This window comes from Nocardioides sp. GY 10127 (assembly GCF_004919085.1).
In the GTDB taxonomy this organism is placed as follows: domain Bacteria; phylum Actinomycetota; class Actinomycetes; order Propionibacteriales; family Nocardioidaceae; genus Nocardioides.
In genome coordinates this window covers 238,746-259,437 of the sequence record NZ_STGL01000009.1, presented here as the reverse complement: position 1 = coordinate 259,437, position 20,692 = coordinate 238,746, and the positions used below count along the sequence as shown (strand labels likewise).

The 20,692-nt window shown below is 75.4% G+C and carries 12 protein-coding genes; 5 read left to right on the top strand and 7 right to left on the bottom strand.

Going from position 1 to position 20,692, the window contains the following annotated elements:
* Window positions 1-5: 5 nt before the first annotated feature.
* Window positions 6-467, bottom strand: a complete 462-nt coding sequence (locus E8D37_RS17840; protein ID WP_240770535.1) for a Fur family transcriptional regulator — start codon at window positions 465-467, stop codon at window positions 6-8.
* A 62-nt stretch (window positions 468-529) separates the two neighbouring features.
* On the bottom strand, window positions 530-1,024 hold the full coding sequence (locus E8D37_RS17835; RefSeq protein WP_136571158.1) for an FABP family protein: 495 nt from the start codon (window positions 1,022-1,024) through the stop codon (window positions 530-532).
* Between the two features lie 323 nt (window positions 1,025-1,347).
* Between E8D37_RS17835 and E8D37_RS17830 the strand changes: the two genes are divergently transcribed.
* Both E8D37_RS17830 and E8D37_RS17825 read left to right on the top strand, forming a co-directional pair.
* Window positions 1,348-1,707 (top strand): DsrE family protein, encoded by a 360-nt coding sequence (locus E8D37_RS17830; protein WP_136571157.1) that lies wholly within the window; start codon window positions 1,348-1,350, stop codon window positions 1,705-1,707.
* Between the two features lie 99 nt (window positions 1,708-1,806).
* Entirely contained in the window at window positions 1,807-4,620 is a 2,814-nt protein-coding gene (locus E8D37_RS17825; protein WP_136571156.1) for a hypothetical protein, read from the top strand.
* Here E8D37_RS17825 and E8D37_RS17820 read toward each other — a convergent pair.
* From E8D37_RS17820 to E8D37_RS17805, 4 genes are all read right to left on the bottom strand, one after another.
* Window positions 4,583-5,827, bottom strand: a complete 1,245-nt coding sequence (locus E8D37_RS17820; RefSeq protein WP_136571155.1) for a glycosyltransferase family 2 protein — start codon at window positions 5,825-5,827, stop codon at window positions 4,583-4,585. The genes E8D37_RS17825 and E8D37_RS17820 overlap by 38 nt on opposite strands.
* Window positions 5,820-10,448 carry a glycosyltransferase gene (locus E8D37_RS20650; RefSeq protein WP_136571154.1) on the bottom strand — a complete coding sequence of 1,543 codons (4,629 nt, stop codon included), beginning with the start codon at window positions 10,446-10,448 and terminating at the stop codon, window positions 5,820-5,822. The genes E8D37_RS17820 and E8D37_RS20650 overlap by 8 nt, the downstream gene beginning before the upstream one ends.
* A 716-nt stretch (window positions 10,449-11,164) precedes the next feature.
* A complete protein-coding gene (locus E8D37_RS17810; protein ID WP_136571153.1) occupies window positions 11,165-13,144 on the bottom strand; it encodes a hypothetical protein in 1,980 nt (659 codons plus the stop codon).
* Window positions 13,145-13,237: 93 nt separating this feature from the next.
* Entirely contained in the window at window positions 13,238-15,196 is a 1,959-nt protein-coding gene (locus E8D37_RS17805) for an LPXTG cell wall anchor domain-containing protein (RefSeq protein WP_136571152.1), read from the bottom strand.
* Window positions 15,197-15,564: 368 nt separating this feature from the next.
* Between E8D37_RS17805 and E8D37_RS17800 the strand changes: the two genes are divergently transcribed.
* From E8D37_RS17800 to E8D37_RS17790, 3 genes are all read left to right on the top strand, one after another.
* Entirely contained in the window at window positions 15,565-17,721 is a 2,157-nt protein-coding gene (locus tag E8D37_RS17800; RefSeq protein WP_136571151.1) for an RNA degradosome polyphosphate kinase, read from the top strand.
* Window positions 17,722-17,825: 104 nt separating this feature from the next.
* Window positions 17,826-18,443, top strand: coding sequence for a DUF47 family protein (locus tag E8D37_RS17795; protein WP_240770534.1), 618 nt, complete (start codon window positions 17,826-17,828; stop codon window positions 18,441-18,443).
* 11 nt (window positions 18,444-18,454) lie between these two features.
* Window positions 18,455-19,450: an inorganic phosphate transporter gene (locus E8D37_RS17790; RefSeq protein ID WP_136571150.1), complete on the top strand. Its 996-nt coding sequence runs from the start codon at window positions 18,455-18,457 to the stop codon at window positions 19,448-19,450.
* 73 nt (window positions 19,451-19,523) lie between these two features.
* Here the strand turns inward: E8D37_RS17790 and E8D37_RS17785 are convergent, their stop codons facing one another.
* Window positions 19,524-20,588 carry a hypothetical protein gene (locus E8D37_RS17785; protein ID WP_136571149.1) on the bottom strand — a complete coding sequence of 355 codons (1,065 nt, stop codon included), beginning with the start codon at window positions 20,586-20,588 and terminating at the stop codon, window positions 19,524-19,526.
* Between the last annotated feature and the right edge of the window lie 104 nt (window positions 20,589-20,692).

Below are 20,692 nucleotides of genomic sequence, written 5' to 3'. Positions count from 1 at the left end.
CAGTCCTAACGGGACGCGTGGTGCGAGTGTTCCTGCTCGTCCTCGGCCCCGGGCGGCGGGCACACCTCGCAGGTGCCGAACACGGCGAGGTGGCCGCGGTCGACCACGAAGCCGTGGCCGGCGCGGATCTGCTCCACGAACGCGGCGGCCTGCTCGGCGTCCACGCTCGTCACCTTGCCGCACGCGCGGCAGACGAGGTGGAAGTGCTCGTGCTCCTCGACGACGTGGTAGGTCGGGGCGCGATCGGTGAGGTGGGCGTGGCGGACCAGCCCGAGCGTCTCCAGCACCTCGAGGGTGCGGTAGACGGTGGAGGCGTTGACGGCGGCGGAGTGCTGCCGGACCTCGGCGAGCACCTCGTCCGGGGTGGCGTGCTCGAGGGCCTGGACGGCGCGCAGGATGAGCTCGCGCTGGGGCGTCATCCGGTAGCCGCTGCCGCGGAGCCGGTCACGCAGGTCCTCGTCCTCCACGGACGCCATCCTGCCAGGCGGGAGGAGCGGCCGGGGCGCTGCGCCCCGCCCTGTGGAAACGGTCAGGCCCGCTGGAGCCGCGCCCACAGGTGCGGCTGGAGCTCCTGGCCGACGGCCTCCATGTCGTAGGCGTAGAGCAGGTCGCCGTCGACGTTCCCGTAGAGGCGGTGGCCGCCGGTGACGGGCTTGGCGGACTCGGTGTACGAGACGCCGGCGGTGCGCATCTCGATCTTCCCGTCCTCGGCCACGCCGTACCAGATCTCGCTGATGCCGCTGGAGTGCGAGATGACCAGCTCGACCTTGCCGCGCTCGGGGCAGCGGAGGAACCCGGTCTCCTGGGCGGCGTCGCGGACCTTCTTGCCCTGCTCGTCGACGATCCAGGAGCGGGCGAAGTAGTGGAAGAACGGGCGGCCGTCCTGCTGGAAGACGATCTCCTGCCCGAACTGGAACCCGTCGATGGTCGGGTAGTCGCCGTGGCCGTTGCCGCGCCACGTCCCCAGCAGCCAGACGACGGGGGCGCAGTTCAGGTGCAGGTTCGGGGGCAGCTCGATGGGCACCCGAGGAGCCTAACGAACACCCGCCTCACCCGGCCAAGCGTGCCGACGCCCGGGAGCCCCTCCCCCGGCACCCGCCGAGGAGGCGGCCGGGGAAGGGGCGACGGCCGGATGCGAACCCCTCCGCCGCGTCCGTGCCGTCGCCGCGCGCTGTGGGCAGGGGCCCACGGCGCGTCCGTGGGCAGCGGCCGGGGCCGCTGCGGGCGGCCGGCGGCGGCCACCGAACAGGTGTCTACCCAGCGGTGGCGCCGTCACGCCCGCGCGGAGGTAAAGGCTGAGCGGTCTGCTTCGAGGGGCCGGTCAGGGCCACGTCCTAGGCTCGCCCCATGCGTCCCCTCGTCCTCAAGGTCACCGCCGGAGCCGACGCCCCCGAGCGCGCCAACCAGGGCCTCACGGTGGCCGCGGCGGCGGCCGCCTCGGGCGCGCAGGTCTCGCTGTGGCTGACGGGCGAGTCCGCGTGGTGGGGCACCCCCGACCACGGGCGCAGCCTCGACCTCCCCCACGCCACGGACGTCGACGAGCTGATCGGGCTCGTGCGCGAGCTCGGCACGGTCACGGTGTGCGGGCAGTGCGCCGCGCGCCGCTCGATCGGCGAGGCCGACACCCTGCCCGGCGTCCGGATCGCCGGTGCCGCGGTGTTCGCCGAGGAGGTCCTCGCCGACGGGGTGCAGGCGCTCGTCTACTGACCCTCCCCCTGGGCCGACGCCGCGACGTGACCGTCCCCGCCCTCGGAGTGGGCGGGGAAGGAGTGACGGAAGGGACCGCCACGGTAGCCTGAGCCCGCCATGAACAGCTCCGCGACGCCGCCCACCGATCCCGCCTCGGGCGCCTCCTCCAGCCGCTGGCGCCGCCGCAAGGGCGAGACGCCCCTCGACGCCCCCACCCTCGAGGAGATGCAGTCGCGGATCGCGGCCCAGACCGCGGCCGCCGAGCGCGCCGCCGGGCTCCGCGTGAGCGCCGAGCAGGCCGCCAGCGAGCAGGCCGCCGAGCGGCTGGTCGCCGAGGAGGCCGCCGCCGCGTCCGCCCGGGCGCGACAGGCCGCGGACGAGGCCGCCGCCGAGCACGCCCGCGCCGCCGCCGAGGCCCAGCAGGCCCGCGAGGCCGCCGAGCGGGCGCTGGCCGACGCGGTCGCCGCGCGGGAGGTCGCCGAGGCCGCCGTCCTCGAGCACGTCCAGCGCCGGGACGAGGCCGAGCAGCGCACCGCCGAGACCGCCGAGGCCCTCGAGGAGGCGCAGCGGGCCCGCACGGACGCCGAGCAGGCCGCCGCGGCCGCCGCCGACGCCCAGCGCGAGGCCGAGAAGAAGGCGGCCGAGCGGGCCGCCGCCGTCCAGGAGGCCCTCGCCGCCCGGCAGGCCGCCGAGGAGGCCGCCACCGCCCGGATCGCCGAGGCCGAGCAGGCCCACACGGCCCGGCTGGCCGCCGAGCAGGCCGCCACCGCCCACGGCGAGGCCGCCACCCTCTCCCACTCCGACCGGGAGAACGCCGAGCACGCCGCCCGGATGGCCGAGGAGCGCGCCCAGGCCACCGCCGAGGCCCGCGAGGCCGCCGAGGCCACCGCCGCCGAGGCCGTCGCCGCCCGCGAGGCCGCCGAGACGAGCGCCGCCGCGGCGATCAGCGCCCGCGCCCTCGCCGAGACCACCGCCGCCGAGCAGGGCCAGGCCGCCGCCGACGCGCTGGCCGCGCGCGCCCACGCCGAGTCCGAGGCCCGCGCCCGGGCCGAGGAGGCCGCGGCCGCCCACGGCGACCGCACCCGCGCCGAGCAGGCCGCCGCCGAGGCCGCCCGCGTCGCCGAGGACGCCCAGCAGCAGCGCCTCGCCGCCGAGCAGGTCGCCGAGCAGGCCCACGCCGAGCGGACGCTGGCCGACCAGCGCGCGCTGGAGCAGGCCGAGGCCGCCGCCGCTGCCCACGCCGCGCACGAGGCCGCGCAGGCGGCCGCCGCCGAGTCCGCCCGGCTGCGCGGGGAGGCGGAGGAGGCCGCGCGCGCCGCCGCCGAGACCGCCACCGGCGCCCAGGCCGCCCGCGAGGGGGCCGAGGCCGCCGCCCTGGTCGCTGCCGAGGCCGCGGACGTCGCCCAGCAGCAGCGCCGCGCCGCCGAGGAGGCCGCCCAGCAGCAGGCCACCGCGGCGCTCACCGCCGCCGCCGAGCTCACCGAGGCCCGGCAGATCGCCGAGACCGAGGCCGGCTCCGCGCGCGCCGCGCACGAGGCCCGCGCCGCCGCCGAGGCCACCACCGAGGAGCAGCTGCGGCTGGCCGCGGAGGCGCACCAGGCCCGGACCGTGGCCGAGGAGGCCGCCCGCGTCGCCGCCGCGGCCCGCGAGGCCGCCGAGCAGGCCACTGCCGCCGCGACCGAGGCCGCCGGCCGGGCCCAGGCCGAGCGCCAGGCCGCCGAGCAGTCCGCGCTGGCGTCCGCCGAGCAGGCCCGCACCGCCCAGGACGAGCGGCACGCCGCGGAGGAGTCCGCGCGCGAGCAGGCCGTCGCCGCCGCCGCGGCCGCCGCGGCGCTCTCCGCCGCCCACCGGGCCGCCGAGCAGGAGGCCGAGACCGCGCGCATGGCCCACGAGGGCCGCGCCGCCGCCGAGGCCGCCGCCGCGACCGAGGCCCGCCAGGCCGGCGAGGCGCACCAGGCCCGCACCGTCGCGGAGGCGGCCGCTGCCGCGGCCGCCGGGCTGCGCGCCGAGGCCGAGGAGTCCGCGCGCGCCGCCGCCGAGACGGCTGCCGCCGCCCAGGCCGAGCGCGAGGCCGCCGAGCAGCGCACCGTCGAGGCGCTGCAGGACATCGCCTCCGCCGAGCAGCGGCACGCCGCCGAGCTCGCCGAGGCCGTCCAGGCCCGGATCGCCGCCGAGAACGCGGCCGCCGAAGCCGCACGCCTGCGCGGCGAGGCCGAGGACGCCCTGGCCCAGCGCGAGGTCGAGCGCCAGGCCGTCGAGTCCTCCGTCCGGCACGCGCACGAGCTGGTCGAGGGTGCTTACCAGGACCGGCTCTCCGCCGAGCAGCGCGTCGAGGAGCTCACCGCGCAGCTCGCCGAGGTCACCGCGCGGCTGCGCGCCGCCGAGGCCGGCACCGGCCCGCGGGGCGGGGAGCCGACGGCGGCGGCTGCGGCCCCTGCCGTCTCCCGGCCCGCTGCCGCCGGTGCGGTGGACCCCGGACCGGCGTCCGTGGCGGTCTCCGGCAGCCGCGGCAACGCCGTCTCCTCGCTGCTGCTGGTGCTGGCCGCGGTCGCGGCCGGCGTCACCGCCTACTCCGCGATCCTCGCCGACTGGTCGCAGCCGTTCGCCGACGTGGCCTCCGCCCACCCGCTCATGGTGGGCGCGGCGGTCGTGGCCGTCGTCCTCCTCGTGGTGGCGCTGGTGCTGCGCAAGGCGCCCGCGTCGGTGGAGATCGACTCCCTCGGCGTCGTCACCGTGCGGCACCGCGACGAGGCCGAGCGCTTCGACGTCTACGACGGCGCCACCGCGGTGACGATGTCCGGCGAGCCGGGCTCGCGGGGCTGGCGCGTCGAGCTGGCGAACGCCGGGCAGGAGCCCATGACGGTCGACCGCAGCATGGTCGACGCCGAGGCGTTCAGCCGCGAGCTGCGTCGCTGGCGGCCGTCCCTCTGATCGCGACGTTCCCGGCGCCGACGTTGCTGGCCACGTTCCCGGCCAGCCCCAGCTCGGCCGGGTCGGGGCGGCGGGGCGTGCCCGCGGGCACGCCGCGCGCGAACAGCGCCAGCGAGTACAGCGGCCGGCCCTGGCTCTGCGCGTACACGCGTCCGAGGTAGGACCCGATGACGCCGATCATCATGATCTGCAGGCCCGACAGCAGGAACATGCCGACGCCCAGGAACGCCCACCCGGGCACCGCGTGCTCCGGGGTGAAGATCTTGACCCCGGCGATGTAGGCCGCGACCAGCACCGACAGCGCCGAGATGAACCCGCCGAGGCGGGAGATCATCGACAGCGGCGTGGTGGAGAACCCGATGATGCCGTTGGCGGCGAAGCGCAGCATCGTGCGCAGGGGGTAGCCGGACGTGCCGGCGAACCGCGCGTCGCGGTCGAAGAGCAGCGCCTCCTGGCGGAACCCGACGTGCGCGACGATGCCGCGCAGGAAGCGGTCGTGCTCGCGGTAGCGGGCCACCTCGGCGACGACGCGGCGGTCCATCAGCCGGAAGTCGCCGGTGTTGCGCGGGATCGCGACGTCGGAGAGCTTGTCGAGCACCCAGTAGAAGGCGAACGCCGTCCAGCGCTTGAAGTGCGTGTCCTGCCGGCTGCGGCGCTGGCCGTAGACCACGTCGGCACCGAGCTCCCAGCGGTGCACCATCTCGAGGCTGATCGACGGCGGGTCCTGGAGGTCGGTGTCCATGACGATCACCGCGTCGGCGTCCTCGACCACGTCGAGCCCGGCGGTGACGGCCGTCTGGTGGCCGCGGTTGCGCGACAGCGAGAGCACGGTGACGCGGGGGTCCTGCTCGCGCAGCATGAGCAGCTGGTCGAGGGAGTCGTCGCGCGAGCCGTCGTCCACGTACACGAACTCCACCTGGAGGTCCGGCCGCGCCCGCAGCGCGCCCACCAGCGTCGCGTGGAAGTAGGCGAGGTTCTCGCCCTCGTTGTACACGGGCAGCACGTAGGCGACGCGGGGGCGCAGCGGGCGCGTGACGTCCGGGCCCGGCACGTCGCGCGGGAGGCTTCCCGGCCCGGACGACGGGACGGCCGTGACCGCAGGCGGGGCCGGGTGATGGGGCGGCTGGGGGGCCGGTTGCGGGGTCGGCTGCGTGACCGGCTCGTGGTTCGACTGCTGGATCGACTGCTGGGCGGGCTGCTCAGGCATGGGCATCGCTCTCGTAGTCCTCGGTGAGTCCGTGCGGGGTCTTCTCCCACCGGTGCGGGTCGAACAGGACCTGGTAGAACGCCCGCCACGCGGCCACCGAGTGCAGCAGCCAGTAGACGGGGTACAGCGGGGCGAACGCGCCGATGCGCCAGGTGTAGCGCCACGCCGCGGCCAGGCCCGCGGCGACGACCATGACGAGGTTGCCGGCGATGAAGGAGACGGTGCCGACGCGCACGAGCACGTCCGGCAGGACGACGCCCGGCAGGTGCACGCCGAGGCCGATGACGAGGCTGAACAGCAGGGCCAGCGGGTAGGCCATGAACGCGACCGGGGTGGCCGCGACGAGGCCGAACATGCCGACGACGCCCCCGAGGCCCGTGCGGCGCACGAACCGGACCGGGTGGCGGGTGTTGACCGCCGTGGTCATGAGGTAGCCCTTGATCCAGCGGGTCCGCTGGCGCACCCAGGCGGCCGTGGCCGAGCAGGCCTCCTCGCCGGTGGAGGAGGAGATCACGCCGACCCGGTAGCCCATGAGGGTCACGCGCAGCCCGGCGTCGGCGTCCTCGGTGACGTTGTAGGGGTCCCAGGCGCCCAGCGCCCGCAGGACCTCGGTGTCGAAGTGGTTCGACGTGCCGCCCAGCGGCAGCGGGAGACGCATCATCTCCATGCCCGGCAGCATCGCCTCGAACCAGTGCGCGTACTCGATCGCGAACAGCCGCGTGAGCACGTTGTAGTCGGCGTTGAAGTAGTGCAGCGACGCCTGGACGACGGCCAGCGGCGGCCGGTCGCTCAGGCCGGTGGCCCGCTCGAACTCGTCGCGGCTGAACGCCTCGACGGCCTTGCGGAGCTGGTCGGGGTCGGGGCGGTCCTCGGCGTCGAAGATGACGGCGTAGCGGCCGCGGGCGAACGCCAGGCCGTAGTTGCAGGCGCGGGGCTTGGTCTGCGGGGAGCCGGCCGGCACCACGACGATCCGCACGTAGTCCGGCGGGTTCATCGCCCGGGCGACGGCCAGCGTCTCCGTGTCGTCCTCCTCGAGCAGGAGGATCACGTCGAGCTTGTCCGTCGGGTAGTCGAGCACGCCGACGTTCGTGAGGACCTTCTCCACGACGGACGCCTCGTGGTACGCGGGCACGAGGACGGTGTAGATCGGCAGCTCGTCGTCCGGCACCCGGTCGCGCCAGATCGGCGCCAGCCCCTCCGCCTCGCGGGCCTTCATCTCCGCCAGGCGGGCCCGCTGCTCGCGCAGCCGGCGCACCGGCACCAGCGCCGCCGCCGCGGTCTTGAACAGGACCGAGGCGGTGAACAGGACGCTGGCCAGGGTCAGCGTGAGGATCGTGGTGAGCATCGGGGACGCCACCAGTCCGGCCACGAGCGCGAGGAGCAGCGCGAGCGGGGCCCACTGCTGCCAGCGGGTCAGGCCGCTGCGGGCGGACGCCTCGGGGTTCTGCTCGGCCAGCCAGTCAGCCGCGTGGAACAGCAGCCGCGGCCGGTGCAGCCGCTCGACCTCGGCCCAGTGCTGCGCGCTCGTCACCGAGCGGAACCGCACCTCGTCGGCCGCCACGTGCGCCGCGATGCTCGCCCGGACCTCCGCGGTCGGCTCCCCCAGCGTCGCCACCACGAGGACGCCGTCCGCCGCCCGCCACGGCAGCCAGCCCTCGCGCAGGGCGGTGCGGTAGCTCATGCGGCTCGACAGGTACGGGTCCGCCGGGTGTGCCTCCAGGTCGAGCGGGGCGAGGTGGGGCAGCGCCAGGTCCGCCGCCGTGAGCGGCCACGCGTCCCCCGTGTGCTGGTGCTCGGTGACGTGCTCGCGCAGGAGCTCCGGGGTGACGTCGTCCTCGACCGTGCCGAGGACGTCGCCCGGCGCCCGGGTGCCCGCGCGGTCCACCAGCAGGCCCGCGGGCAGCCGGGTGGTGAAGGGGTCGGGCTGGTCGGTCTTGTTCTGCTGGTCGGTCTTGTTGCTCTGGTCGGGCTGGTCGTCCTGCGGGAGGACGACGGTCAGGCCGGTGTGGTCCGCGCGGTGCTCCGACGCGTCCTGGGTGTGCCGGGCCTGCCGCGCCTGCGGGTGCCGGACCGGGTCGGTGAGGACGGTGTCGAGGTCCGGTGCGTCCGCGAGCAGCGCCAGCGCGCCGCTGCCGTCCGTGACGTGCAGGAGGCCCGGGTCGGGGCGGTGGTGGCCGCCGGCCGGGCCGTCGTTGCCGGGGGTGCGGCCCAGCCCGGTGCCCGGGGTGCCGGGGCCGTCGTCGTCGGTGTCCTCGGGGGTGTCGTCGGGGGTGTCGTCGGGGGTGTCCGCGTGGGTGTCCGCGTGGGTGTCCGCGTGGGTGTCCGCGGCGGGGTGGGTCTCGTCGGTGGTGGCGTCGGTGTGGGTCTCGGCCGTCGCGTCGGCGTCGGGCTCGTCGGCGGCGCGGTCGTCGGCCGCGGCGGCGGTGTCGGCGGTGTCGGCGGTGTCGCCCGCGGTGTCGCCCGCGGTGTCATCGGCGGTGTCATCGGCGGTGTCGTCCGCGGTGTCGGCGTGGCTCGCGGCGGGCGCGGTCACGTCGGCGGTGGCCGGGTCGTGGGCGGGCACGTCGGGCGTCTGCTCGGCTGCGGGCGTGGCGGACGCCTCGGCGGCCGCGGGCCCCTCCTGCTCGGAGGTGGAGAGGGCGTCCTCGAGGAACCCGCGCAGCAGGGTGAACTGGGGTCGGTCCGGACCGTCGCCCGAGGGCTCCGTCGCGTCGCCGGGCTCCCCCGCTGCCGTCTGCTCCGCCGGCTGCTCGGCCATCGGCTCGCCCGTGGGAGCGCCGGGGGCGCCGGCGCCGGGGGTGTCCGTGGTGCCGAGGAGGCGCCTCAGGAGGCCGCCCCGACGGCTGGGTCGGCGGGCGCTCTCAGCCTCCTCGGCCTCCCGCTCGGCGCGTTCGGCGAGGAGCCGGTCGTGCTCGGCCTGCTCGAGGGCGGCGCGCTCGGCCTCGACCGCCCCCTGCGCTGCCAGCGCGGCGGCGGCCTGCTCGGACTCGGCCCGCGCAGCGTCCACCCGCTCTGCCTCGAGCCGCTCGGCCTCGGCCTGCTGCGCGTGCTCGGCGGCCAGGCGCTCGGCCTCCGCCTCCGCCGCCTGGACTTGGGCGAGGCGGTCCGCCTCCAGCCGCTCGGCCTCGGCCCGCTCCCGGGCGAGGTGCTCGGCCTCGGCGCGCTGACGCGCCTCGTGCTCGGCGCGCTCGAGCTCGGCCAGGGCGCGCTGCGCCTCCTCGACGGCGCGCTCGGCCTCGGCGGCCTCCCGGAGGAGCCGCTCCGCCTCGGCGGCGAGTCGACGGGCCTCGCCGGCGAAGCGCTCGGCCTCCGCGCGCTCGGCCTCCAGGCGACGGGCCTCTGCCTGCTCCGCGGCGAGCCACTCGGCCTCGGCGCGCTCGCGCCGCTCGGCCTCGGCGCGCTCGGCGGCGACGCGCTCCAGCTCGAGGCGCTCCAGCTCCTGCCGCTCGGCGTCGCGCCGGGCCGCGGCCTGCTGCGCCTCCTCCCGACGCTGCTGCTCGCGGCGCTCGGCCTCGAGGCGGTCCTGCTCGGCCTGGGCCTCGGCGCGGCGCCGGGCCTCGGCCTCGGCCGCCTCCCGCCGCTCGACCTCCGCCCGCTCGGCCGCCAGTCGCTCCTGCTCCAGGCGCCGGCGCTCCGCCTCCAGCTGGGCCCGCTCGGCCTCCAGGCGCTCGCGCTCGACGCGCTCCGCCTCCAGGCGCTCCGCCTCGGCGCGCTGGGCCGCGAGCCGCTCCGCCTCCAGCCGACGACGCTCCGCCTCCAGCTGCTCGCGCTCCGCGGCCAGCCGCTGCTCGGCGAGTCGCTCGGCCTCGGCCCGCTCCGCCGCCAGACGGGCTGCCTCGATGCGGGCTGCCTCGATGCGGGCGGCCTCGGCCCGCTCCGCCTCGGCCCGCTCCGCCGCGGCCCGCTCGGCGGCCAGCCGCTCGGCCTCGCGGCGCGCTGCCTCCAGGCGGGCTGCCTCACGGCGGGCAGCCTCGATCCGCTCCGCCTCCAGGCGCTCGGCTTCAGCCCGTTCGGCCGCGAGCCTTTCCGCCTCCAGGCGCTCTGCTTCCCGGCGCGCTGCCTCAAGCCGCTCGGCTTCTAGCCGCTCGGCCTCTAGCCGCTCAGCCTCACGACGAACTGCCTCGAGCCGCTCCGCCTCCAGGCGAGCTGCCTCAAGACGCTCGGCCTCACGACGAACTGCCTCGAGCCGCTCCGCCTCGAGCCGCTCCGCCTCCAGGCGAGCTGCCTCAAGACGCTCGGCCTCAAGACGCTCGGCCTCACGGCGTGCAGCCTCCAGGCGCTCGGCCTCGAGCCGCCGCTCCTCGGCAAGCCGAGCCGCTTCCAGCCGTGCAGCCGCGGCCCGCTCAGCCGCGAGGCGCTCAGCCTCACGACGAGCTACCTCAAGACGCTCCGCCTCCGCACGCTCGGCAGCCAGACGCTCCGCCTCAGCCTGCTCGGCGGCGAGTCGCTCCTCCTCGATCGCCTCGAGCCGGGCAGCGGCGAGCCGCTCGGCCGCGATGCGGTCGCGCTCACGGCGCTCGACCTCGACCCAGTCGTCGTGCCGCCTCGCCGCCTGCCGCTCGGCCGCAGCCTTGGCGGCAGCCCGGCGATGCGCGTTCTCGGCGGCCACCTCGCGGGCCACCTGCTGGGTGAGCTCCTCGACCGACGGTGTCCCGGCCGGCAGCGCGCCGCCCGACAGCCGGTTCCCGTGCCCCGTGAGGACCGAAGCCTCCGCAGCCGGGTCTTCCTGAGCGTGGACACCCTCGTCGGGGAGGCGTTCGGTCCTCGTGTCCGCGAGGACCGAAGGCTGATCGGCCGGCAGCAGCGCCTCAGCGGGCTCAGCAGCACCAGCGGACTCAGCAGTGCCGGCCGACCCGCCAGCACCAGGCCCAGCCGCGTCGGCACCGGCCCCGGGCGGCTGCTCCGCTTCGGTCCTCGTGGGCGCGAGGACCGAAGCGTCCTCAGCCGGTGCCTGCTGAGCGTGGGAGGACTCGTCGCGGGCCAGAACGGTCCTCGCGGACACGAGGACCGAACGCTCGGCCGGCCCCGGGGCAGCCCCCCGCGACTCACCAGCGGCCTCAGCAGCCTCATCGGCCGCAGCAGCCGCAGCAGCCGCAGCAGCCGCCGCAGCCGCCTCATCAGCCGCGGGGGCACGCTTGGACGGCGCCGGACGGTACACACGCGGGGCAGGACGGCGGGGGCCGGCGGCCGACGTAGCACCGCCCCCAGACGCACCCGCCGGAGCAGCACCGGCAGCGCCAGCACCAGCACCACCCGGCCCCTTCGAAGGCGCAGGGCGGTAGACGGGACGCGGCGCCCGCGGCGGCTGACCCCCCCGCGGCTCCCCGGAACCCCCGCTCACGACGGGTCCCCGATCCGGCGGTAGATCGCGACGTCCTCGTTCACGTACGCGACGACGTACCGCGAGAGCAGCGCGGGGTCGGCGGCGACGGCGGCAGCGACGCGGTCGGCGGAGGAGGAGTTGCTGAGCTCGTCGGCGGTGAGGTCCACGCGCACCCACACCCAGCGGGCGTGGTCGTACGGGTCGGCGAGGGCCTCGTCGAAGAGGTCGCCGGTGGCTCGGTTCCAGAAGTCGCGCTGCGGCAGGCCGATGACGGGCGCGACGAGGGTCGCGCTCTCGTCCATGAGGATGTCGCCGCCGTCGTAGTGCTCACCGAGCCAGGTCGCGGCGGCCTTGCGGTCGACGTAGTCGACGGCCTGCAGGTGGCCCTCCTCGACGACGACCATCCGGCCGTACGGGTCGCCCGCCCACCACAGCACCTGGCCGACGAGCCCGACCGCCACGAGCCCGGCCACCACCGCGCCCCGCAGCCGCACCGGCCCCAGCACCCGGGTCGTGAGCGTCGCGAGCCGCCCCGGCAGCACGGGCATGGAGACGACGTCCACGAGGTAGGCCACGAGGCACGCGACCCACGGCACCGCCGAGAGCACGTACCGGTTGTTGTAGGCGCCGGTGGGGATCGAGGCGTCGTTGAACATGACGTGCTGCCCGGCGAACAGGGAGAACGTGAGGAAGACGGTCGGGGCGCCGAGCACCCACAGCGCGAGGGCGCGGTCGTCGAGCCCGCGGCGCCAGGTCAGCAGCGCGAGGCCGGCGCCGGCCAGCACGAGCGGCACCAGGCCGACGGTGTCGGTCAGCGCCGCCCACATCACCCGCAGGCTCAGCCCGAGGTGGCCGGCGGTCGTCAGCTGCCCGCGCGCCGCGTACGTGTCGGCGAACGCCGAGGCCGAGTACTCGCCGGTCAGGAACTCCAGCGGACTGCCGTAGACCGCCTGGTTGTACGCCAGCCACCAGGCGATGCCGAGCAGGGACGGCGTGGCCAGCCCGAGCGTCAGCCGCACCGCGCGCCCCCAGCCGTCGCCGCGCCGCAGCACCACGATCGCCACGTAGATGCCGCAGGCCAGCGCGAGAGGCCAGGCCTCGTACCGGGTGAGGACGGAGAGGCCGAGCGGGACGCCGCAGAACACCGTCAGCTCGCCGCCGCTCAGCTTCCGCTCGCTGAACACCCACCCCGTCGCGCCCGCGACCGCGCCCGTCATGAGCGCCAGCAGCAGCGGCTCGGTGAGGGCGGTCGTCGCGACGTAGAGGAGGCTGACGTTGGTGAGCACCACGGCCACCGCCGCGAGCCGCGCCGGCAGCCCCAGCCCGAGGTGGGCCCCGATCCGGAAGACCGCCGTCGCCGTCGACGCCAGGCACAGCGTGTTGACGATGCTGCCCGCCAGACCGGTGTGGAACAGCCACAGCGACTGCACGAACGGCAGCAGCACCAGGTGCGGCACCGGCAGCCAGACCGTCCCGAGCTGGGAGATGCCCGGGCTGCGCGAGTCGAGGATGCGGCGGGCGATCGTCAGGTGCGCCATCGCGTCGCCGTAGTCCATCAGCCACCCGGCGCGCAGCCCCCACGCGGAGGCCACGGCGCCCACGAGCAGGCCGGTCGCGAAGACCCACCACGTCCCCCGCACCCGCCGCCCGCGCGAGCGGGGCGCGGCGGCCCGGGTGGGCGCGGGCGCAGGCTCCAGCGCGGGATCGAGCGCCGGATCAAGCAGGACGCCGGCCCGCCCGCCGTCCGGCACGCCCGACTCGCCCGGGAGCACCGGCGCCGCGGTGGGCGCGTGCGCGTCCCGGGCGCCAGCACCCGACCGCGCACCCGACAGCGCACCCGACCGCCGCAGCCGCAGCGGCCCGGTCTCGACGGCCGGCACCACGCCGTCCAGGGCGACGACGGGGGCGGCACCGGTGACGAGGTCGTCCTCGCGCAGCCCGAGGAACTCGACGTCGACCGTCCCGGTCGCGCCGCCCGCGCTGTGCTCGTCCATGTCCCCCCTCCGCTCGTCGTCCGGTGCCGTCAGCCAGGTGCCTCGGGCAGTACTCGTCAGTCGCTCGTCAGTCGCTCGTCAGCCCGCGCCGCGTCACGCCTGCGACGGCCCGGTCGCGTCGTACGCCTGCTGCGCGTGCACCAGCCGGGCCAGCGCGACCCGCTGCCGGCGCCGCGCCACCCACCCGAGGGCGAGCAGCAGGGCCAGGGCGGCCCCGCCCAGCACCAGCCACCACACCGAGCTCCCGGTGCGGTCGATGACGGCCTCCTGCGGGGTGGCGGTGTCCGCGGCGAGCTGCGCCACCGTCCCGGCGTCGTTGGCCACCACGTAGGTGCCCGTCACCTCCGACCAGCCCTTGCGCCCCACCCACGCGGCGACGGTGTGCATGAGGGCGACGTCATCGCCGTCGGCGTTGTCGGGCTCCCACCCGCCGAGCACGAGGACGTCGTGGCTGCCGACCCGCACCGACTGCAGGGCCGCGAACGGCGAGCTGCTGGCCAGCGCGAAGGAGCCGGAGCCGGTGTCGAGCACCCGCAGGTCCGAGAGCGAGAGGCCGGCGTCGAGGGCGTCGGAGTCGTCCTCCCCCGCGCCCACGAGGAGGCCGCTGCGCGAGCCGTCCTCGAGGTCGGAGGCGTCGACGAGCTCGGGCACGATCTGGTCGGTCGAGGCCCGCTGGAGGGCCACGAGCAGGGTCGCCGCGTCCACCGCCGCGTCGGGCGTCGAGGACGCCGCCGACCCGACGGCCACCGCCAGCGCACCGGGCGCCACCTGGGGCCAGCTGGCGAGGGCGCCGAGGTCGCCGGTCCCGCGGGTGGCGGAGACGGTCGAGTCGCTGCCGGAGATCTCCACGTCGATCGGCAGGCCCGAGGCCGAGCAGGTGCTCACCAGGCGCAGCTCCAGCGCGTTGTCGCCGCGCAGGTCGTCGCCGTCGGCGTGCAGGTCGAGCGTGAGGCCGGTGTCCTCGCCCAGCGCCTGCGAGCCGACCAGGTGACCGTTGAGGTAGGCGTCCACCCGGGCGTCCACGTCGCTCGGCACGGCCGTGTGCACGCCGGTCAGGTGCAGGTCGAGCCCGTCGACGGAGCCGCCGAACACGTCCTGGCGCACGACGTCGTAGCTGGACGCCGTGCCGCTGCCGTCGAGCGTGATGTCCTCGATCCCGAGGTCGGCCAGCGGCACGTCCTCGCCGTCGGCGGCGGCCGTCGCGCTCGCCGTCGTGGCGCCGGAGGCCTGGTCGGAGAGCGCGGTGACCGCGCCGGTCCCGCCCAGGGCCAGGCCGTCGCTGTCGAGGGCCGCCGCGGCGTCCGCGAGGTCCTGGTCCTGCCCGTCGATCTCGAGCACGGGCGTCTCGCCGGAGGTGCGGACGCTCGCCGAGAGCGAGTCCGCGGAGTCGAGCATCACCAGCCGCACGAGCGGGCCGGCCTTCGTCGCGCCGCCGAGCACCATCGTGACGTCGGTGTCGCCGCGGTAGCGGTCCGCGACGGCGGCGACCGCGGCGAGGCCCGCCTCCACCACGTCGTCCGTGGCGTCGCTGGGGATCACCACCTGCACGTCGGTGACCGCGTCGGAGAAGAAGTCGCCGACCGTCCTGGGCACGGTGGGCCGGCCGGAGTAGGAGAGCGTGAAGTCGGAGAGCGAGACCTCGCTGTCGGAGTCGCCGCACACGTCGTCACCGACGATCACGCCGACGGTGACGTAGCCGTCCTCGATGTCCGAGGTGCTCGCGGGGAGGCGGACCGTCGCGCCGTCCTTCGCCCGCACCCGCGCCACCTGGTGGCCGTCGACGGTGAGGCGGACGCTCGCCGGAGCCGTGCCGGCCACGGACAGCGTGGCGGTCAGGCCGCGCAGCCGGACGCCGTCCGGGACGGGGACCGAGGTCGACGAACCGCCCTCGCCCTCGACCGTCACCGAGCCGCTCGTCGGCGTCGTCTCGGCGGACGCGGCGGCGGGCAGCAGCACCGGCACCGCCAGCGGGCACGCGAGCGCAGCAGCGGCCAGAGCGACCCGCGCCCGGCGGCGCACGCCCCTCGACGTCCCGGCAGTGACCGTGACCACAGAACCCCCCTAGGTATTCACCAACAACCGTCGTCAACCTAGGTAGGACACGCCGAAGACAGGGGCTTTTTGCCTGATTTGTGGGTTGTGGGAGTACGTGAAGATGCCCGTGACGCCCTTTCGTTGCGCCCGTCACACGATTGGTCCAGACGGCTGGGACACTCTCGTGCACTGATGTTCGGGCCGTCACGGACGAGGTCGCACGCCCCCGCGGACCCCCTCGGCGAGGGCTCGGAGGTGCTACCCGCACACCCCGTCGACGCCTCGTCGACCCCCTCGTCGTCCCCACGTCAACACCGGGGCGAACGCTCGGCGAACCACCTCCGGGGCGGCTCCCCCGAGCCGCCGGGAGGTGGAAGGATGGGCCCATGTCCGCCGAGATCGTCGAGAACGCCGATGCCGCACCCAACGAGCCGTTCGACATCGAGCCGCCGTACGTGCCCGACCCCGACAGCCTGGCCGGGATCGCGGAGTTCGACGACCGGTTCCTCGACCGCGAGCTCTCCTGGCTGCGCTTCAACCAGCGCGTCCTGGAGCTGGCGGAGGACCCGTCGCTCCCGCTGCTGGAGCGCTGCCGGTTCCTGGCGATCTTCACCTCGAACCTGGACGAGTTCTTCATGGTCCGCGTGGCCGGCCTCAAGCGCCGGATCGCGGCCGGCGTGGCCGTGCGCGCGGCGTCCGGCCTGATGCCCCGCGAGGTGCTGGAGCAGATCTGGGCCACCGCCCACGAGCTCACGCTGCGTCAGTCGGTCGCCTTCCGCGACCACGTGCTCCCCGCGCTGGCGGAGGAGGGCATCCAGCTCCTGCGGTGGGACGAGCTGGACCGCGACGAGCAGAAGCAGTGCAAGCGGATGTTCAAGGAGCGCATCTTCCCGGTGCTCACGCCGCTGGCCGTCGACCCGGCGCACCCCTTCCCCTACATCTCGGGGCTCTCGCTCAACCTCGCGGTGCTCATCCGCAACCCCAAGACCGGCAAGGAGCACTTCGCGCGGGTGAAGGTGCCGCCGATCTTCAGCCGCTTCGTGCCGCTGGGCAACCAGCGCTTCGTCCCGCTCGAGGACGTCATCGGCGAGCACCTCAACCGGCTCTTCCCGGGGATGGAGATCCTCAAGGTCCACACGTTCCGGGTCACCCGCAACGAGGACCTCGAGGTCGAGGAGGACGACGCCGAGAACCTGCTCGCCGCGCTCGAGAAGGAGCTGCTGCGGCGCCGGTTCGGCCCGCCGGTGCGCCTGGAGGTCGAGGAGTCGATCGACGACGACGTCCTGGAGCTGCTCGTCTCCGAGCTCGACATCTCCGAGCCCGAGGTGTTCCGCCTGCCCGGCCCGCTCGACCTGCGCGGCCTGCACGGGCTGGCCGACCTGCCCAGCGAGCAGCTGAAGTACCCCGCGTTCGTGCCGACCACGCACCCGCGGCTGGCCGAGGTCGAGTCCGCGGCGCCCGTGGACGTGTTCAAGGCGCTGCGCCGCCACGACGTCCTGCTGCACCACCCGTACGACTCGTTCTCCACCTCGGTGCAGCGGTTCCTCGAGCAGGCGGCCGCCGACCCGCACGTGCTGGCGATCAAGCAGACGCTCTACCGGACGTCCGGCGACTCCCCCATCATCGACGCCCTCATCGACGCCGCCGAGGCCGGCAAGCAGGTGCTGGTGATCGTCGAGATCAAGGCCCGCTTCGACGAGCAGGCGAACATCCGCTGGGCCCGCAAGCTCGAGCACGCCGGCTGCCACGTGGTCTACGGCCTGGTCGGGCTCAAGACCCACTGCAAGCTGTCGCTGGTGGTGCGCTCGGAGGGCGACGGCATCCGCCGCTACGCCCACATCGGCACCGGCAACTACAACCCCAAGACCTCGCGCATGTACGAGGACCTCGGGCTGCTCACCACCAACGAGTCCGTGACCGAGGACGTCGGCCACCTGTTCAACAACCTCTCCGGCTGGTCGCGCAACGCCTCCTACGACGAGCTGCTGGTCGCGCCCGACTCCGTGCGCTCCGGGCTCGTGGACGCCATCCACACCGAGATCGGCCACCACCGCGCCGGCCGGCCCGCCCGCATCCGGATCAAGGCCAACTCCGTGGTGGACGAGGCGATCATCGACGCCCTCTACCTGGCCTCCAAGGAGGGCGTGTCCGTCGAGCTGCTGGTGCGCGGCATCTGCGCCCTGCGCCCGGGGGTGCCGGGTCTGAGCGAGCACATCACCGTCCGCTCGGTCCTCGGCCGGTTCCTCGAGCACAGCCGGGTGTTCTGGTTCGAGAACGGCGGCGACCCGCAGTGCTGGATCGGCTCGGCCGACATGATGCACCGCAACCTGGACCGCCGCGTCGAGGTGCTCGTCCGGCTCCCCGACGAGGGCTCGGTGGCCGAGGTGGGCGCCGTCCTCGACCTCGCGTTCGACGAGGGGACGGACGCCTGGCTGCTCGGACCGGACGGCGAGTGGAGCCGCCACGCCAGCGACGGGGTGCACCTCCAGGAGAAGCTGATCGAGCGGCAGCGCAAGCGTCGGCCCGGCCACGCGACCGTGTGACCCGCGTCTCGGGCAAAGCGAGTTGGCGGGGTGGGGTGCACCCCGCCTAACCTTCGGGTGAGCACCCGCCTCACCCCTGAGGGCGGGCACGTGGAGGGGGAGACGTGGGTCTGCGCTTCAGACCGGTCCAGGCTGCCATCTACGAGCAGCTGACCGCCTCGGCCGAGCACCTCCAGGTCGGCACCGCCCTGCTCGCGGAGATGGTGAGCGCGGGCGCCGACCGCGAGGACGTCGCCGCGCGGATGCGCGAGGCCGAGCACGCCGCCGACGAGCGCACCCACGCCATCATCCGCACGGTGAACTCGTCCTTCGTGACGCCCTTCGACCGCGAGGACGTCTACCTGCTCGCCGCGGCCCTCGACGACGTCATGGACGGCATCGACTCCGCCGTCGACAAGATGCTGCTCTACTCGATCAAGCACCTGCCCGACGGGCTCACCGAGCAGGTCGACGTCCTCGGCCGCTGCGCCGAGATCACCGCGGCCGCGATGCCGAACCTGCGCACCCTGCGCGACCTCGACGAGTACTGGATCGAGATCAACCGCCTCGAGAACACCGGCGACCGCAACCACCGCCGGCTCCTCGCGCACCTGTTCTCCGGGGAGTACAAGGCGCTCGAGGTGCTCAAGCTCAAGGACGTCGTGGAGTCCCTCGAGGCCGCGATCAACGCGTTCGAGCGGGTCGCGAACGTCGTCGAGCAGATCGTGGTCAAGGAGTCCTAGGGCGTGTCCGCGTGGACCTGACGATCATCGTCGCCGTCGTGGTCGTGGCCCTCGCCTTCGACTACACCAACGGCTTCCACGACGCCGCCAACGCCGTGGCGACGTCCGTGTCGACCCGGGCGCTCACGCCCCGCGTCGCGCTGGCCATGGCGGCCGTCATGAACTTCGCCGGCGCGCTGCTCGGCCAGGCCGTGGCCTTCACGATCGCCCGCGTCGTCACCCCCGGCGGCACGCCCGCGCACGGGCTGCTCGTGGTGCTGTGCGCGCTGCTGGGCGCGATCGCCTGGAACGTCCTCACCTGGTGGCGGGGGCTGCCCTCGTCGTCCTCGCACGCCCTGGTCGGCGGCCTCGTGGGCGCCGCCCTGGCCAGCGGCTCGGTGGTGCACTGGGCCCTCATCGGCAAGCAGGTCGTGCTGCCGCTCGTGCTCTCGCCGCTGGTCGGCTTCGGCCTCGGCATGGCCGTCATGGTGGGCGTCATGTGGGCGTTCCGCCACCGCGCGCCCGGCCCGACCCAGCGGGGCTTCCGCGTCGCGCAGACCGTCTCGGCCGCCGCCATGGCCCTGGGTCACGGCCTCCAGGACGCCCAGAAGACGATGGGCGTCATCGTGCTCGCCCTCTCGGTCGGCGGGTACGCCTCCCTCGACCACATCCCCACCTGGGTCGTCCTCGCCGCCGCCACCGCCATCTCGCTCGGCACCTGGGCCGGTGGCTGGCGGATCATGCGCACCCTCGGCCGGCGCATCATCGACCTCGACCCCGCCCGAGGCTTCGTCGCCGAGTCGGTCGCCTCCGCCGTCATGTACTCCGCGGCCGCCCTGCACGCCCCGGTCTCCACCACCCACACGATCACCTCGGCGGTGATCGGCGTCGGCACCACCCGCCGCCTCTCGGCCGTCCGGTGGGGCATCGTCCGCACCATCGCCACCGGCTGGGTGCTCACCCTCCCCGGCGCGGCCCTGCTCTCCGCCGTCCTGTACCTGCTGCTCCGGGTGCTCGGCCTCGCCTGAGTCCCGTGTCAGCGGGATAGTCCCTGACCAACGGACCACGTTTTGGCCCGATCAGGGGTCCGTTCGTCAGGGACTATCCCGTCCTCCGCAGATCGACAGGGCGGCGGTAGCGGAGGAACACTGCTCGCTCCCCGGGGGTCAGGGCCAGGCGCCGGGCCACGGTGTGCGTGAGGCACCAGGAGGGTGGCGGCTCGAGGGTCCAGGCACGCGCGGACGCCGGAGCACCGACCGCGTCCGCGTACGCGCTGCGCAGCCGGGCGCCGAGCGGTCCGCGCGGCCCGAGATCGCCGGCCACGGCGTCCACGACCCGCAGCCCCGCCGCGCGGAGCCGGTCGATCCGGCGCAGGTCCTCGGAGCGCCTCTCGCGGGTCAGGTGGACGTCACCGGCGTACTCGGCGCACACGCCCGCAGCCGGGTCGAGCAGGTCGGGCGTGCCCAGGTGCCGGCCGTGGAGGTCGAACACCGGCCGGTTGGCGACCAGCCCGGCGCCCGGCACGGCATCGACCCAGGCCAGACGCATCCGCGTCTCCTGCGGCGACCAGCTGTTCTCCTCGAGCAGCCCGAGCACCGTCCGAGCCTGGGCGATGCCGGTCCAGGAGGGGTGGCTCCAGACCCACTCGGCGAGCTCGTGCGGCGACAGCAGGTCGTCGAACAGGGCCATGTCGGCAGCGACCACCGCCTCCGCCAGGGTCGGCGCGTACCGCACCGCCCAGGCCAGCGCCTGCACGGCCGCCGTGGTCGGGACGCCGTCCACCTGCTCGGTGGAACCGGGGTCCCGGCGCTCCTCGCACAGCCGCAGCCCGGGCCGCGGACGGGTCAGACGAGCCCGCTGCGCGACGGGCACCGGGACCGGGTCGCCCCCGGCGTCCAGGCCCCCGAACCACGACCCGCCTCGCCACCGCAGCGCCGCCCACCCCGTGACCGCCGCGCCGCGCGCCGGCAGTCCGGCGCCGACCTCGGCGATCCGCTGCTCGGGTGTCAGCACGACGGCCGCCGGCACGTACAGCCCCTTGCCGGTCCGCCGCCAGTGCCGCCCCGCCGCCTGGCTCTTGGTCGGACCGCGCTCCCCCGTCGGGTCGATGCGTCGCGGGGCCACCGCCCCGTGCGCCACCCCCACCGTGTCCCGCTGCTCCCGCATGGGCACAGGTCTGCCCGTGGCACGGCAGCCCGCCACCCTTCTCCACAGGCGGAGCCGGGAGCAGAGATAGTCCCTGACGAACGGACCGGAATTCGCCCCGAAAT